Raw genomic sequence first — 15,013 nt, 5'->3', positions numbered from 1 at the left:
ATCGCTAGTCCGGCCGGCTCCGGGGGCCTGGAGCCATCCAGAGCAGTGCGGAACCGGCTATCGCCGCGATGATCGAGGCGGCGAAGACGGCGATCTTGGCCGCGGCGAAATCCCCCGGATCGGCGAAGGCCTGGCCGGCGATGAAGAGCGACATGGTGAAGCCGATGCCGGCAAGCGTGCTCGCTCCGGCGAGCTGCAGCCAGGAATACTCCGCCGGCTTCACCGCGACGCCGATGCGGACGGCCAGCGCCGTGGCGCCCAGCATCCCCAGCGGCTTGCCGAGCACGAGTCCCGCCATGATCGCGAGAAGCAGCGTGCCGCGCCCGGCGAGGACGTCCGGCGCGACGACGACGCCGGCATTGGCCAGAGCGAAAAGAGGCAGCACCAGATAGCTCGACCGGGCGCCGGCATGGCGCAGCAGGCGGTCTGCCGGGGATTCCAGACGGTCATGGATCGCGTCGAGTGCGCGCAGCGCCGGGGTCGAAGGGCCGTGCCGCAGCACCTCGCCGCCATGGGCCGCCTCCGCCAGCATGATCGAGTTGGCCTGGGCGGTGAGCGCGGCGAGATCGGCCGGCGGACGCGTCGGGATAAACAGCGCCAGCAGGACGCCGGCCAGCGTCGCATGCAGCCCCCCGGCATAGATGCAGGCCCAGAGCGCGATGCCGACCAGGGCGTAGGGCGCCACGCGATAGACATGGGCGCGGTTGAGGGCCGCAAGTCCGCCGGTCAGGATCAGCGCGGCGATCAGGTAGCCGAGCTGAAGCTTGCCTGAATAGAACAGCGCGACCACGACGATCGCCCCGATATCGTCGACGATTGCGGCAGCCGTCAGGAAGATGCGCAGCTCGATCGGCACCCGCGCCCCCATCATGACGATGATCGCGATGGCGAAGGCGGTGTCGGTCGCCATCGGCACGCCCCAGCCATGCGACCAGGGCCCGCTCGGCAGGACGAGGACGTACAGCGCGGCGGGCACGACCATGCCGCCGATCGCGCCGGCGATCGGCAGCGCGGCCGAACGCCGGCCGGCCAGGTGGCCGACGGTGAATTCGCGCTTGATCTCCAGCCCGACGACCAGAAAGAAGACCGTGAGCAGGCCGTCATTCACCCAATGCTGGATCGACATGCCGAAGCGGGCGTCGCCGGAGGACAACGCCGCCTCGCGATGCCAGAAGGCCTCGAAAGCCGGCCCCAGTGGCGAGTTCGTGAGCGCGATGGCGAGGATCGTCGCGAGCAGGAGCAGGATGCCGGCCGAGGGGCCCCAGCTCGCGAAGTCGAGTGCGGCGGCACGGACGCGATGGCCGAGTGTTCCCAGCATCGCATCGAGGAAGGAACTCTCGTCCCATGCGCCGTCATAGCGGCGCTCGTTGATGAAGAAGGTCGGCGTGAAGCGCACGCCGCTGGCGTGGGAGCTGACGATGTCGGCTTCCACGCGCGCGGCGGCCCGTTCTGCTTCGGTCGCATCGCGATCGGGATCCAGGTCCACGAGGCCGAGATCGCGGGCGACCGCCGCGAGGTCCTCCTCGGTCAGGACCTGCGAGCGGGTCATCAGCTTGACGTGCGCGTCCCAGAATTGCTCGGCGGTCTGCGCGCGCTCGACGAGGGCTGCGGCGCGCAGCGCGAGGTCGCTGCCGGTCAGGGGGCGATGGCGGAAGACGTAGCGCAGGCGCTCGCCGAGCCGGTCGCGGACCTCGGCGATGCGCTCGTTGGCGGCGCGGCAATAGGGGCAGGCATAGCTGCCATATTCGACGAGCGTGATCTGCGCGCGGCCGGGGCCGAGAACATGATCGACCGCATCGTCGACCGAGCGGTCGAGGCGGTTTGCAATCGCGGCCTGCGACATCCTCGGGTCCCTCTTCCTCTCGGCGGATGCCGGGCGGGTGTCCGCGTCGGCTTTCCGGGCAGGTGGTCCCGCTCATCGTAGCCGTAGCCGGGGCCGGACGTCAGCAGCGGGTTGGACGGGGCATGCCCCGGTCTGCCGCGGGCCGCCTCCGGGGAAGGGGCGCTCCGTGCTGCCCATGGGACCGTGCGCTTCACCGCGATCCCCGCGGGCTTCGAGGAGAAGCCGAACTCCGAATTCGACCGCGACTACATGCGCCGCTTGTTTGCCGTCGGGCGTGAGGCCGGCGCCGCCGGCCAGTGGCAGGCGAAGGCGCCCCGGGTCCCGGTGGCGTCACGTTGAGGCGCGGGACGGACCGGGAACCTTCGCTGCCAAGCCGGAAGGAAGGGGCGGTCTCATGAGCCCGCCCCCACGCATGTTACGAGGCGGCGAGCTTGCCCGCGATCCCGGCGACATGCCGGCCCTGGTAGCGGGCGCCCGCAAGCTCGTTCTCGGAGGGTTGGCGCGAGCCGTCGGCGCCCGCGATGGTGCTGGCGCCATAGGGCGAGCCGCCGGTGATCTCGGTCATCATCATCTGGCCCTGGAAGGCATAGGGCAGCCCGACGATGACCATGCCCTGGTGCAGCAGGACGATCTGCGTCGAGAGGATCGTGCTTTCCTGGCCGCCATGCTGGGTATTGCTGGAGGTGAAGACGCTGCCGACCTTGCCGACGAGCTTGCCCTGGAACCAGAGGCCGCCGGTCTGGTCGAGAAAGTTCTTCATCTGGGCCGGCATGTTGCCGAAGCGTGTCGGCGCGCCGATGATGATCGCGTCGTAGCTGGGCAGTTCGTCGACGGTCGCGATGGGGGCGGCCTGCTGGAGCTTGAAGCCGGATTTACGGGCGACTTCCTCCGGCACGAGTTCGGGAACGCGCTTGATGACCGCTTCGGCGCCGGCCTCGCGGACTCCTTCGGCGACGGCCTGCGCCATCGTTTCGATGTGGCCGTAGCTCGAGTAGTAGAGGACGAGAACCTTCGTCATGTCGCTGTCCTTTCGGAATGCGCCTTTGCGCTGGGAGTGATCCGCCGGGGCCTCGGTCCCGACGGTGCGGTGGCTCGGAATCCTGCGTCAACCGCGCATGGAGACCAGCTGTTCCAGGTCCTTCCGGGACTGCTGGCTTTCATGCCGCTGTCGATCAGGGGCGCGGAGGGCAGGGGGATCCGCGCAAGATGCCGCCTGGCGTTCTCATGGGATTGTTTCCTCGTGAACGCCGCGGTGACGTCGTATGGCCACAGAGATTATGATCGGGACGGGGAGGGCGATAGCCGCCCGGCTTGCTACAGACTGTCCTGAAAATGAGACAATGACGGGGCTGCCGGAGCTTGGCCAATTCGGCAGGCCAGCGAATTGACTGCGCCTGCGCGCTGGCCGAGATCAGGCCTTCGGGAGAGGGCACACGACATGGTTCGAGAGGGCTCGCGAACTCGAGCGAACGGCCCGACGGGCTTGTTCCTGGCGATGGCGCGTTGTCGGCTGGTGGCGTGCGAAAAGCTCGGCTGTCGCCTTGTCGATGGCTCGGAAAATGACCGCGGAACTAACTCCTCCTGACCGCGCCCAATCGGTAAACCTCGATCGGGCGCGCCAGCCCCTTCATCTCCACAGAGCCGATGGAGCGGGCCTCGGCAATCTCGGAAACGGCCGTTGCCAGCTTTCTCGTGATGAGGATCTCGCCGCTCTTCGCATCGGCGCACAGGCGGGCCGCGACGTTGGCCACGGTTCCGATCGCCGTGTAGTCGGTGCGCCCCTCGAAGCCGATCTGTCCCAGTGTCGCGAAGCCCTGGGATATGCCGATCCCGACACCGAGCGTATAGCCACGCTCGTGCCAGATCTCCGCCAGCGCTCCGATCTCGACGCGGATCGCGTCGGCCAAGCGGGCCGCCTGCGCGGGAGCGTCGGGAGACGGGACCGGGTCGTTGAAGAACACCATGATGCCGTCCCCGGCAAAGTGGTCGAGCGTTCCTTCGTGCAGGCGCACCAGCGGCCCGAGCACGCCGTGATATTCGCGGAGCACGGCCATGACTTCTTCCGGCTCTGCCGTCTCCGCGAAGGCGGTGAACCCGCGCAGGTCGCAGAACAGCACAACCACCTCGCGCCGGTGGCTCTGAAGCAGACTGTCGGCGCCGTCCGACAGGACGATCTCGGCGATCTGCGGCGCCAGGAACCGCTTGAGCCGGCCGACACGCTCCAGTTCGGCGAGCTGTGCGGCGACGCGTTCCTCCAGCCTCCCGGCCCAGGCTGCCAGTTCGGAGGCCTGCTGCGCCAATCGATCGGCCTGGTCCCGGATCTGATGGTGGAGCTCCTTGATCCTCAGCATGGCCCGCACGCGCGCTGCGAGCGCCGCGTTGTCGATGGGCTTGGTCAGGTAGTCGTCGGCGCCGCTGTCCAGCCCGGCAACGATGTCCTTCGGGTCGCTCTTTGCCGTCAGCAGCAGGACGGGAATGAAGGGCAGCGTCGCATCCGCCTTGAGCCGTTTCACGACCTCTATGCCATCGAGCTTCGGCATCATCACGTCGAGCAGCACGAGGTCGGGCAGATCGGTGCGGGCCCTTTCGAGCGCATCTTCACCATTGCCGGCGACGATGACGTCGTAGCCGAGCCGTTCGAGGCGTGCCCGGACGATGTCGACATTGTCCGCCATGTCGTCAGCGACGAGGATTTTCGCCGGTCGATGCACTTTGGTTCCCGTATTTGGAACTAGGGAAGAAACTCGCGCACTTTGGCTAGCAGCTGTCGGGGGCTGAACGGCTTGGCAACGTAGCCGTCGCAACCCGCGGCCCGGGCTTTCGCCTCGTCTCCGCTCAGCGCATAGGAGGTCACCGCGATGATCGGGATATGGGCGAGCGTGGCGTCGGCTTTGATGCGCCTGGTTGCCTCGTAGCCGTCTATCACGGGCAGCTGGATGTCCATCAGGATAAGGTCGGGGCGCTCCGTCGCGGCCAGCCGTACGCCGGCTTCCCCGTCGATGGCCTCCACGAGATCGTAGCCGGCGGTCGAAAGGAGATCGCGCATGATCTGCCGATTGTCGGCGGTGTCCTCGACGATCATGATCCGCCTGCTCATGGCGCGTTCTCCTGCGCAACCGCGCTCACCGGAATGTCGATGCTGAAGGTCGAACCCAGGCCGGGAGTCGAGGAGACCGAAATCCGGCCGCCATGCATCTCCACGATACGCTGGGCAATGGCGAGACCGAGGCCGCTGCCGCCCTTCTCGCGCGTGCTTGAACTGTCAAGCTGCTGGAATTCCCCGAATATCTTCTCCTGATCTGCCGGGCTGATGCCCGGCCCGGTGTCGCGGATGGTGACCTGGAAACGCCCGTCCGGGGCAGAGGCGCCGATCGCGACCTCGCCGGCATCGGTGAACTTGATCGCGTTGCCGACGAGATTGAGCAGGACCTGCGACAGGCGCCGGGCATCGCCGCGGCCAGCCGGCAGATCGTCCGGAATGCTGGCGCTCAGTGCCAGACCCTTGGTTCTGGCGAGCGAATCCGTCGCAGCCAGCACGGACTGAACCAATGATGGCAGCGTGTAGTCGTCGATCGTCAGCTTCAACTCGCCGGCCTCGATCTTCGACAGGTCGAGAACATCGTTGATCAGGCTGAGGAGATGCTGCCCGTTGTGCTGCACACGTTCCAGCACTGAACGCGGCTTCTCGGCCAGGTCTCCATAGATGCCGTCCGTCAAAAGCTCGGCATAGCCGAGGATTGCGTTCAGCGGCGTCCTCAGTTCGTGGCTCATATTGGCAAGGAACTGCGATTTGTGCTGGCTTGCGAGTTCGAGCTGCTCGCTCTTTTCGGCGAGTTCCTGGAAGAGCTGCGCATTCTGGAGCGCCAACACCGATTGGTTGGCGAAAGCCTGCGTCAACCTGACGACCGAGGCCGGGAACTCTCCTGTTTCGCGCCGTTGCAGGACCAGGGTGCCGAGTTTCCGCTCGGGCGCGGCCAGGGGCACGATCAGAGCCGCGCGGAAGCCTGCTGCCAGCGAGATGTCCCGCACCGGATAGCTCTTGCGGAGCGCCAGATCGGCAACCGTGACCGGCTGCATCGACTGCGTTGCTTCGCCCATTGCGGTTCCGTCTTCGTCGATACGAATGGAGCGGAGCGCGCTCACCAGCTCTTCATCCATGTTGCAGGCTTCGGCGAGGCGGAAGGTTCGGCTCGACTTCCGGTACTTATAGATCGCTCCGGCGTCGGCGCCGGAGAGATCGACCGCATGGGCCACGATCGTCGCCAGTACCTTCTGGACGTCCAGGGTCGAGGCGACGGCGCGACCGACATCGCTCAGGGCCTGCAGTTCCTCCACCGAGCGCGCCAGTTCGCGGGTGCGTGTCTGCACTTCGTCAAAGAGCCGTGCATTCTCCATCGCGATGACCGCTTGATCGGCAAAGGTCTTGACCAACTCGATCTGCCGCTCGGTGAAAGGCTGCACCGCAAGCCGGACCAGCGACAGAGAGCCTATGGGCTTGCCGTCCCTGAGCAGGGGCACGCCGAGCATGGTGCGCATTTTTCCGATCGCGAGCGCTTCGTGCCAGGTATAGTCCGGGTCGATCATCGCATCCGGGATGTGGATGATCTTCCCTTCGAGCGCGACGCGTCCGACGAGCGTTCCGCGACCGGGGGAAATTTCCTGCTTTTTCATCCACGCGACGAACTCCTCGGCGAAGCCGTGATTGGCGGCGATCCGGTAGACGTCGCCGCTGCGCTGGAAGAGGAAGGCATGCTCCGCTTCGCAGAGCCGGCAGGCCGACTCGATCAACACGTCGAATACCGACTGGAGGTCGAAGGCCGAGCGGCTGATGACCTGGAGGACGTCGGAGGTCGCGGTCTGGTACTTCAGCGCTTCGGTGAGCTGGCGCGTGCGGGCCTGGACCTGGTCGAACAGCCGGACGTTCTGGATGGCGATCACAGCCTGGTCGGCAAAGGTCTCGATCAGCTCGATCTGCTTTTCGGAGAAGCGCTGGACGACGTTCCGGCTGACCACGATGACCCCGACCACCGCATCGTCCAGCACGAGCGGCACGCCGAGCATGGACCGCCGATGGTCGTTCTCGACGCCGATGAAGAGCCTGAACTCCGCATCCGCCTGGACGTCTTCGACCTGGATGGTTCTGCGCTCGAGAACCACGCGGCCGGTGATCGATCCATGGTCGAGAGGAATGGGCCCCTCGGACAGCAACTGCTGGATCTGTTCGTTCTCGACGCCGTCAGTCGCGACGAAGCGATATTCGCCATCATTCCGAGCGATGATGGAGGCGTTGTCGGCCATGCACAGCCGCCTGGCCGTGCGAGCGATGCTGTCGAAGATTGGCTGAAGATCATTGGGCGATCTGCTGATCACCTTGAGAACGTCTGCCGTCGCTGTCTGCCGGTCGAGGGCGTTGGCCAGAGCCTGGGTGCGGGCCTGGAGCTGGTCGAACAGCCGGACGTTTTCGATGGCGATGACAGCCTGGTCGGCGAAGGTCTGCAGCAGGGCGATCTGCTTCGGCGTGAACGGCAGGACCTCGGTGCGGCGCACCACCAACGCCCCGATGCCTTCGCCCTCGCGCAGCAGCGGAACCGAGAGTATCGTCCGGTGCCCCATCCGGTGAGCCATCTCGTAGCCATCCGGGAACGCGTCCGCTTCCTGGGTGAGATCGTCCACATGCACCGGCATGCGATCGAGGACTGCCCGTCCTGCCGTCCAGTGCCGATTCACGGGCCATCGATCCAGATTGGTGGGGATCGGCCCGTGATGGGCCTCGAAGACGAGGTCGCTGCCGTCGCGCAGGAGAACGATGGCGTCATAGGCTTCGCAGAGCTGGCAGGCGCTCTGCGCGACCGCCTTCAGGACCGGAACGATGTCCGTGGGCGAGGAGGCGATGGTCCGCAGGATCTCGCTGGTGGCGACCTGCTGCTGCAAGGCTTCCGTCAGCTCCTTGGCCCGCGCCTGAGTTTCGTCGAAGAGGCGGACATTCTCGATGGCGATGACGGCCTGAGCGGCGAATGTCTCGACCAAAGCGATCTGCTTCTCGGTGTAGAACCGAACATCGCGGCGCAACAGCGCCAGGGCGCCGATCGGTTTGCCGTCCCGGAGCAGCGGAACGCCAAGCGCAGAGCGCCAGCCCCCGAGCTTTTGGCCTGCGAGCATCGTGTATTCGGGATCGGCGAGCACATCGAGGATCTGCACCGGGCGGCCTTCGGCGATCGCCCGGCCCGTCACCGTGCCGCGGCCTTCCGCGTAGGGATTCTGCCCCAGATACGCACGAAATGCGTCGTTCATGCCGAAGGTCGCATCCATGTGATGCCTGCCGTCGCGCAGCCGCGTCAGCACCGCCTGGTCGGCCGCGCACAGGCGGGCGGCTGACTCTGCCAGCGTGTCGAGAACGGCCTGGAGATCGAAAGCGGACCGGCTGATCGCCTTCAGCACGTCGGCCGTCACGCTTTGCTGCTCCAGCGATTCCGTCAGGTCATGCGTCCGCTCCCCGATTTCCCGACGGAGATCGGAATGTATCTCGCGCAGGCCTCCGGCCATTCCGTTGAATGCGTTGACCAACGCGTCGAGCTCGCCACCCGCCCGGCTGTCGATGCGCTGTTCGAGGTCGCCGGTGCCGATGCGCGCAAAGCCCGTCCGCAGGGCCTGCAGCGGCACGCTCACCTTGCGGGCCAGGCGCTCGCCCGCGAAAGCGGCGAGAACGAGCACCGCCAGTGTCAGCAGCCCCCAGCGCTGTATCGAACGATAGAGCGCTGCATCGACTGCGTCGGTCGTCAGAGTGGCGATTCCCAGCCGCTCCTGATGAGCGAACCAGATCTCCGAGGCGCCCCCGATGAGAAGCCCGGCCCCGGCGACGGCGACAAGCATGACGACATAGTGCTTGCGCAGGCTGGCATGGAGCTGCGCGGCGGCGGCTTCCGGCTCGTCGGCTTGAGCGCCAGGGGGGCGAGACGCGCTCATGCCATGCCTCCGCCGCAGAGACGAAGCTCGATGGCGGGGCCGGTTCGGGCGCGCCGAACATCGGTCCGTGACAGGCGCAAATTGTGTCGACGCGGAATGCGACGATGCCGCTGGGTGGACGGTGCCATGGCAGCCCCTCCCTGCCAGGGCATTCTGTGTCAAAATCGCAAACCTGCCAATCAGGGTTCCGTTGGGGCAACGCCTAGGCCGCGGGGCCGGCGGAAGCGCCTCACGGACACCGATACGGATGCCGCGAAGCGCTCCTGCCTTCTTCAGACCAGGCCGGCGGTCGCCAGAAACTCCTTCGCGACGTCCGGGATCGAGGCTTTTTCGACATCGACCTTGGCGTTGAGCCCTTGCAGAACCTCGTCGTCGAGCTTGGCCGAGAGGGCTTCGAGCGCTTCTTCAAGCTTCGGATTGGCCTTCAGCACTTCGGTCCGCACCACCGGAACGGCGGCATAATTGGGGAAGAAGCCCTTGTCGTCGGTCAGGACGCGAAACTTGAAGCCCTGGATCCGCCCGTCGGTCGCGAAGACCAGTGCGACGTCGACCTGCCCATCCTTGAGGGCCTGATAGGTCAGCCCGGAATCCATCGACCTCAGATTGGCGCGGCTCGTCTTGAAGCCGTAGGTCGACTGCAGGCCCGGCAGACCATCGGGGCGGCCCGGGAATTCGGCATTGACCGCGATCACCGGCTTGTCCTTGCCCGCGTTGAAGACGCCGGCGAGATCCGAGAGCGTCTTGATCGCGTCCGTCTTCGGGTTCTCCTGGCGGACGGCGAGCGCATAGGTGTTGTTCGCAGCCGAGGGCTTGAGCCAGGTGAGGCCGAGCTTGGCGTCGAGCGCCTTGACGCGCTCATAGGTGTCCTTGGCGTCCAGTCGCTCATTGACCTTGTTGTAGGTCACGAGCGAGGTGCCGGTGTACTCCCAGTACACATCGACCTGGCCGTTCACCTGCGCGTCGCGCAGGACCTGCGAGCCGAGCCCGTCGCGCTTCTCGATCTCGAAGCCCTTCTTGGCGAGAAGCTGCGCCGTGATCTCGGTGAGCAGAAGCTGCTCGGTGAAGTTCTTGCCTCCGACGACGATCGGCTTGGCCTGCACCGGCACCGCCCAGGCGGCCGCGATCGCGGCCACGGCGAGAATCCGCGCTGGAAGCTTCATGGCAATCTCCTTGCACTCGTTGCTGAAAAGCCCGGTGGCGGTCAACGCAACGGATTGACGCCGCGGGGAATGGTCCAGAACTGGAGCTGGGCCACGATGAAATCGATCAGGACCGCGAGGAGGGCGGTCGGAATGGCGCCGGCGAGCATCGTTCCGAATTCGTTCAGGGCGATGCCGGTGAAGATCAGCTCGCCGAGGCCGCCGCCGCCGATCAGAAAGGCCAGAGGGACGGTGCCGACATTGATCGCGAGGGCCGTGCGGATGCCGGTGTAGATGACGAACATGCTGTTCGGCAGCTCGACCTGCAGCAGCGTGTGGCGCGGCGACAGGCCCATGCCGCGCGCGGCTTCGAGCAGTGCGGGCGGCACGTCGCGCAAGCCAGCCATCGTGTTGCTGACGATCGGCAGGAGCGAGGCGATGAACAGCGCGAAGACGGCAGGCGTGTTGCCGAGGCCGAGCAGGCTCATCGCCAGGGCCAGCACCGCCAGCGTCGGGATGGTGGCGCCGATGTTGAGGATCTGCACCGCAGCATCGCCGATCCGGTGGAAGCGCGGCCTCGTCAGCATGATGCCGAGCGGCACGCCGAACAGGATCGCCGCGCCGCCCGAGAGGGCGACCAGCTCCACATGCTGCTGGCCGAGATAGGCGATGTCGTCCCATCGCTCCAGCAGGCCGGGCAGGAGCCCGCTGCCCCAGGCCCAGGCTCCGAGCAGGAAAATGCAGAGATAGGCTGCGTTCCGGCGCATCTGCGCAACCATGCCGGGCATCACGGCGTCAGCCATCCCGATAGGTCTCGGAGAGCAGATGCGTGATGCCGCGCAGCGTCACATAGCCGACGAACATGCCATCGTCGTCGACGCAGGCCAGCCATAGCGTGTCGTGCCGGAACATGGTCGAGACCGCGGTGCGCAAATCCTCATGCGGGCGGATCGTCGTGGGCAGCGCCTCGTAGTTCTCGCCGACCGTTCCGTTGCCGCTGCGCGCCGTCTGCAGGTTGACATAGCCTCGTGCCCTGCCGCGCGGGCCGACGAGAACGATCGACTGATGACCATGGGCTTCCATCGCGGCAGCCGCCTGCTGGAGGCTGTCCGCCGCCCGGACCCTCGGCGGGTCGGCAATCATCGCATCGCTCACGGTGAGCAACTGCAGGCGCTTGAGCGTGCGGTCGCCGCCGACGAAATCGGAGACGAAATCACTCGCCGGATGGGCGAGGATGTTGTCCGGCGTGTCGTACTGGACGAGCCTGCCATTGCGGAAGATGGCGATCCTGTCGGCCATCTTCACCGCCTCGTCGATGTCGTGGCTGACGAAGAGGATCGTCTTGCGGATCTGCGCCTGCATCTTCAGGAACTCGTCCTGGATGATGACGCGGTTGATCGGATCGATCGCGCCGAAGGGCTCGTCCATCAGCAGGACGGGCGGATCCGCCGCGATGGCGCGCAGCACGCCGATGCGCTGCTGCTGGCCGCCGGACAGCTCCTTCGGGTAGCGCTTGAGGAACACGCCGGGATCGAGCGCGACCATGTCGAGCAGTTCGGCCGCCCGCTGGCGCGATTTGCGCCGGTCCCAGCCGAGGATGTCGGGGACGATGCAGATATTGTCCTCGATCGTCTTGTTCGGAAACAGGCCGATCTGCTGGATGACGTAGCCGATGCTGCGCCGCAGCTGTGTCACGTCGTAGTCCGAGGTGTTGCGGCCATCGATGAAGATGTCGCCCGAGCTCGGCTGGATGAGGCGATTGACCATCTTCATCGTCGTGGTCTTGCCGCAGCCGGAAGGGCCGAGCAGCACGCAGATCTCGCCTTCCGCCACCTCGAGCGAGACGCGGTCGACGGCCGGCGTGGTGGTGCCGGCGAAGGTCTTGCTGACTTGGTCCAGTCGGATCATTGCTTCCTTAATCCCGGGGAGGTCAGTCGCTTCTGCAGCCCGAGCAGGCCGAGATCGGCGACGACGGCAAGAATGCTGACCGCGAGAGCGCCGGTGACGAGTTGGCGCGGATCGGTCTGGCTGATGCCGCGTGCGATGAAGGCGCCGAGGCCGCCGGCGCCGATATAGGTCGCGATTGCCGTCACCCCGATATTCATCACCACCGCGACGCGCACGCCGGCCATGATCACGGGCAGGGCGATCGGCAGCTCGACCTCGCGCAGCCGCTGCCCGCGGGTCAGCCCCATGCCTCGCGCAGCTTCACGCAGCGCCGGATCAATATTGCTGATTGATGCATAGGTATTCCGGATGATCGGCAGCTGAGAATAGAGCAATACGGCGATCACCGCCGGCAGGTATCCGATGCCGTGGCCGATCAGCGAGAGCACCGGAATCATCATCCCGAACAGCGCGATCGAGGGGATGGTGATCATGATCGATGCGACATAGAGCACGGCGTCGGCGAGGCGGCGGTTCTGGGTGATCGCCACGCCGATCGGCACGCCGGTGGCGATCGCCAGAGCGACCGCAACGCCGACAATGGCGACATGCTCGCCTGTCCGGGTGGCTATCAGCCCCCAGTTGTCAATAATGTAATTTAGAATGTCCATTGCTTCGCGGCGATTCCTAGAGCAGGATAACGCCTCATGACAACCCCTTTCCGCGAAAAAACGAGGAAAATATGTAGTCTACTTTGACGAAATCCTATTACTTGAACTCAAGTGTTCATGACTTTGATCAGGCGTTAGCGAAAATTCGATCAGGATTTATTGGGAAAATCAGAAGTCAAAAGGCATATTTATTCTATAAATGCCTGGGAGCGTCTCTTTCGACTCTGCTCCCTGCCCAGCGCGATCCGCCAAACAGTGAGAGAAGAACGAGACGGTCCATGTGTGGTTTTGTGTGTCTTTGGAAGGTCGAGGATGCGGGCGGGAGCCTGATCGAGACGATGCTCTCGCGCCTCGGCCATCGTGGTCCGGATGCGACGCAGGTCGCCCGGCCTGCAGGTGTGCCTCTGGCGATGGGGCACTGCCGGCTGGCGATCATCGGCGCCGAGGACGGCATTCAACCCATTGCCGTTGATTCAGAGATACTTGTCGCGAATGGGGAGATCTATAATCACGGCGATCTCAGGGCGATCTTGGATCCTGATATCTTTCAGACGACGAGTGATAGCGAGACTATTCTTCACCTCTTCCGCAGCGGGGCGCAGCGCTGGATCAATCGCCTCGACGGCATGTTCGCCTTCGTGCTCGCGACGCCGGATCGGATCGTCGCCGCGCGGGACCCGCTGGGCATCAAGCCACTCTACATGGCGCGGCGCGGCGAGGGGCTGGCCTTTGCTTCGGAGCTGAAGGCGTTCGACGGGCTCGGCTTCGATGACATCACCGCGCTTCCGCCCGGCGGGCTGTTCGACAGTTCCAATGGCTCGAGGCAGTGGTACCGCGTGCCGTCCGGAGCGGCCGCGGCCGAGCCCGGACTGGACATCGAGGCCGTTGCCGGCGAATTGCGCCTCACGTTGGAGGAGGCGGTCGCGAAGTGGATGGTCGCCGATGTCGAGGTCGGCTCCTTCCTGTCCGGCGGGCTCGACAGTTCGGTCATCGCCGCGATCGCGCAGAAGGTCAGGCTCGCGGCCGGACAGACGCCATTGAAGACCTTTGCCGTGGGGACCGCCGGCTCATCCGACCTGCAGGCCGCCAGGCGCGTCGCCGACCATATCGGCTCCGATCATCACGAATACAGCTTCTCGGCCCGGGACATCGCCGAAAACCTGTCGCACGTCATCTATCACCTCGAAAGCGCAGATGCGGACCTCGTGCGCAGCGCCGTCCCCACGCTCTTCGCGGCCCGGCTGGCACGCGGCCATGTCAAGGCGGTCCTGACCGGCGAGGGCGCGGACGAACTCTTCGCGGGCTATGCCTATCACCATGCCTATGCCGAGGACCCGCGCGCCCTTGCGGACGAACTGACGCGCAGCCTGGGGGCGATGCACAACATCAACCTCCAGCGCGTCGACCGGATGACCATGGCGGAGTCGCTGGAAGCGCGCACCCCCTTCCTCGACCAGGAGCTCATCGCATTCGCACAGTCCATACCGGCGGCGCTGAAGCTGCGCTGTACCGATCCGAACGCGCTGGAATCGACCGGGCCCACCACCGAGAAATGGCTGCTGCGCAAAGCCTGCGCCGATCTGCTGCCCGCGGATCTCGTCTGGCGCAAGAAGGCGCAGTTCGATGAGGGGTCGGGGACGGTCGATGCCCTGCAGCAGGCGCTGCGGCTCATCATCGGAGGCGAGGGGAAGATCACGCGCCTGCGCGAAGAGGCGTTGTATCGCGAGATTCTTCGAGAGCGGTTCGAGGACCCGGAGATGATCCTGAGCCAGGCCGGGCAGTGGAACGCGAACCGCGTGGCGGCCTGAAGCCAGCAATCACTTTCGGGCGAGGGTTCGTGCTGGCGCAGGCCGCCACCGGTCCTCGGCCGAGAATGCTGTGAGGTTTGTCTTCAGACGTCCAGCCAATGTCGGGAGCCGGCGCGAATCGAAATCGCATTTGCTCGACGAACAATGTCCGCCACAGCGATCCAAAGCGCCTGCGAGCGCGAGCAGCTGTTGGAGTGTAGTTGGGGGCTGTGGAGAGGCGTGTCTCTCGATTTCTCTATTAAATCATCTGCTTGGAGCGGATGAGGTGGCGGAGACGGAGGGATTCGAACCCTCGATACCCTTGTGGGGTATGCTCATTTAGCAAACGAGTGCCTTCAGCCTCTCGGCCACGTCTCCGGCGAGAGGCTCTATGCCCGATTGCGCCGCCCTTTGACAAGCCTTGCCGACAACTTCCTTCGCGCCGCCTGTGCATGCGGAGGGCGAGGTCATAGAGCGCTCCCTTGGTAAGGGAGTGGGCGAACGGACGGGAGACCACTGCAACGGAGCCTTGCGCGGTCTCGCCTTGCCCCCGGCCGGCCCGGTCATTAGATTGATGGCGTCCGTTGGGGTGCCGGAAGGCTGAGAGGCGCGGGGTCGCGTCAACCCATCGCACCTGATCCGGGTAATGCCGGCGAAGGGAACGGTCCTCGGCTCGCAGATATCTTGCTCGTGCCACTGGCCGTTGCCTTCCCGGGAACAGGG

At 65.5% G+C, this 15,013-nt stretch carries 11 protein-coding genes, 1 tRNA gene and 1 riboswitch; of the genes, 2 read left to right on the top strand and 10 right to left on the bottom strand.

What is annotated here, in order from left to right:
• Nucleotides 1–4: 4 nt before the first annotated feature.
• Nucleotides 5–1,843 carry a Na+/H+ antiporter NhaA gene (nhaA, locus tag B5Y19_RS21085; protein WP_079592039.1) on the bottom strand — a complete coding sequence of 613 codons (1,839 nt, stop codon included), beginning with the start codon at nt 1,841–1,843 and terminating at the stop codon, nt 5–7.
• Nucleotides 1,844–2,026: 183 nt separating this feature from the next.
• Here nhaA and B5Y19_RS26210 point away from each other — a divergent pair, with 183 nt between their 5' ends.
• Nucleotides 2,027–2,182: a hypothetical protein gene (locus B5Y19_RS26210; protein WP_156366980.1), complete on the top strand. Its 156-nt coding sequence runs from the start codon at nt 2,027–2,029 to the stop codon at nt 2,180–2,182.
• Between the two features lie 76 nt (nt 2,183–2,258).
• Here B5Y19_RS26210 and wrbA read toward each other — a convergent pair whose 3' ends face one another.
• The 8 genes from wrbA to B5Y19_RS21045 form a co-directional block, all read right to left on the bottom strand.
• On the bottom strand, nt 2,259–2,861 hold the full coding sequence (gene wrbA, locus B5Y19_RS21080; protein WP_055726189.1) for an NAD(P)H:quinone oxidoreductase: 603 nt from the start codon (nt 2,859–2,861) through the stop codon (nt 2,259–2,261).
• Between the two features lie 553 nt (nt 2,862–3,414).
• Nucleotides 3,415–4,647, bottom strand: coding sequence for an adenylate/guanylate cyclase domain-containing protein (locus B5Y19_RS21075; RefSeq protein ID WP_244555672.1), 1,233 nt, complete (start codon nt 4,645–4,647; stop codon nt 3,415–3,417).
• On the bottom strand, nt 4,575–4,940 hold the full coding sequence (locus B5Y19_RS21070; RefSeq protein ID WP_055726191.1) for a response regulator: 366 nt from the start codon (nt 4,938–4,940) through the stop codon (nt 4,575–4,577). The genes B5Y19_RS21075 and B5Y19_RS21070 overlap by 73 nt, the downstream gene beginning before the upstream one ends.
• Nucleotides 4,937–8,806 carry a GAF domain-containing protein gene (locus B5Y19_RS21065; protein WP_055726192.1) on the bottom strand — a complete coding sequence of 1,290 codons (3,870 nt, stop codon included), beginning with the start codon at nt 8,804–8,806 and terminating at the stop codon, nt 4,937–4,939. Before B5Y19_RS21065 ends, B5Y19_RS21070 begins: the two co-directional genes overlap by 4 nt.
• A gap of 272 nt (nt 8,807–9,078) precedes the next feature.
• Nucleotides 9,079–9,966 carry a glycine betaine ABC transporter substrate-binding protein gene (locus B5Y19_RS21060; protein ID WP_055726193.1) on the bottom strand — a complete coding sequence of 296 codons (888 nt, stop codon included), beginning with the start codon at nt 9,964–9,966 and terminating at the stop codon, nt 9,079–9,081.
• 41 nt (nt 9,967–10,007) lie between these two features.
• Nucleotides 10,008–10,748, bottom strand: coding sequence for an ABC transporter permease (locus B5Y19_RS21055; protein ID WP_244555671.1), 741 nt, complete (start codon nt 10,746–10,748; stop codon nt 10,008–10,010).
• Nucleotides 10,741–11,853: an ABC transporter ATP-binding protein gene (locus tag B5Y19_RS21050; RefSeq protein WP_055726194.1), complete on the bottom strand. Its 1,113-nt coding sequence runs from the start codon at nt 11,851–11,853 to the stop codon at nt 10,741–10,743. The genes B5Y19_RS21055 and B5Y19_RS21050 overlap by 8 nt, the downstream gene beginning before the upstream one ends.
• Nucleotides 11,850–12,503: an ABC transporter permease gene (locus B5Y19_RS21045; RefSeq protein ID WP_055726195.1), complete on the bottom strand. Its 654-nt coding sequence runs from the start codon at nt 12,501–12,503 to the stop codon at nt 11,850–11,852. The genes B5Y19_RS21050 and B5Y19_RS21045 overlap by 4 nt, the downstream gene beginning before the upstream one ends.
• Before the next feature lie 278 nt (nt 12,504–12,781).
• Between B5Y19_RS21045 and asnB the strand changes: the two genes are divergently transcribed.
• Entirely contained in the window at nt 12,782–14,311 is a 1,530-nt protein-coding gene (gene asnB / locus B5Y19_RS21040; protein ID WP_079592038.1) for an asparagine synthase (glutamine-hydrolyzing), read from the top strand.
• Nucleotides 14,312–14,577: 266 nt separating this feature from the next.
• On the opposite strand, the gene B5Y19_RS21035 is transcribed toward asnB, so the two are convergent.
• Nucleotides 14,578–14,668, bottom strand: a tRNA-Ser gene (locus B5Y19_RS21035).
• A gap of 197 nt (nt 14,669–14,865) precedes the next feature.
• A riboswitch (TPP riboswitch) is annotated at nt 14,866–14,968 on the top strand.
• Nucleotides 14,969–15,013: the final 45 nt, after the last annotated feature.

The sequence above is a fragment of the Allobosea thiooxidans genome (assembly GCF_900168195.1).
In the GTDB taxonomy this organism is placed as follows: domain Bacteria; phylum Pseudomonadota; class Alphaproteobacteria; order Rhizobiales; family Beijerinckiaceae; genus Allobosea; species Allobosea thiooxidans.
Note: the sequence above shows the minus strand (reverse complement) of the source record. Positions and strands in the feature narration are given on the sequence as shown.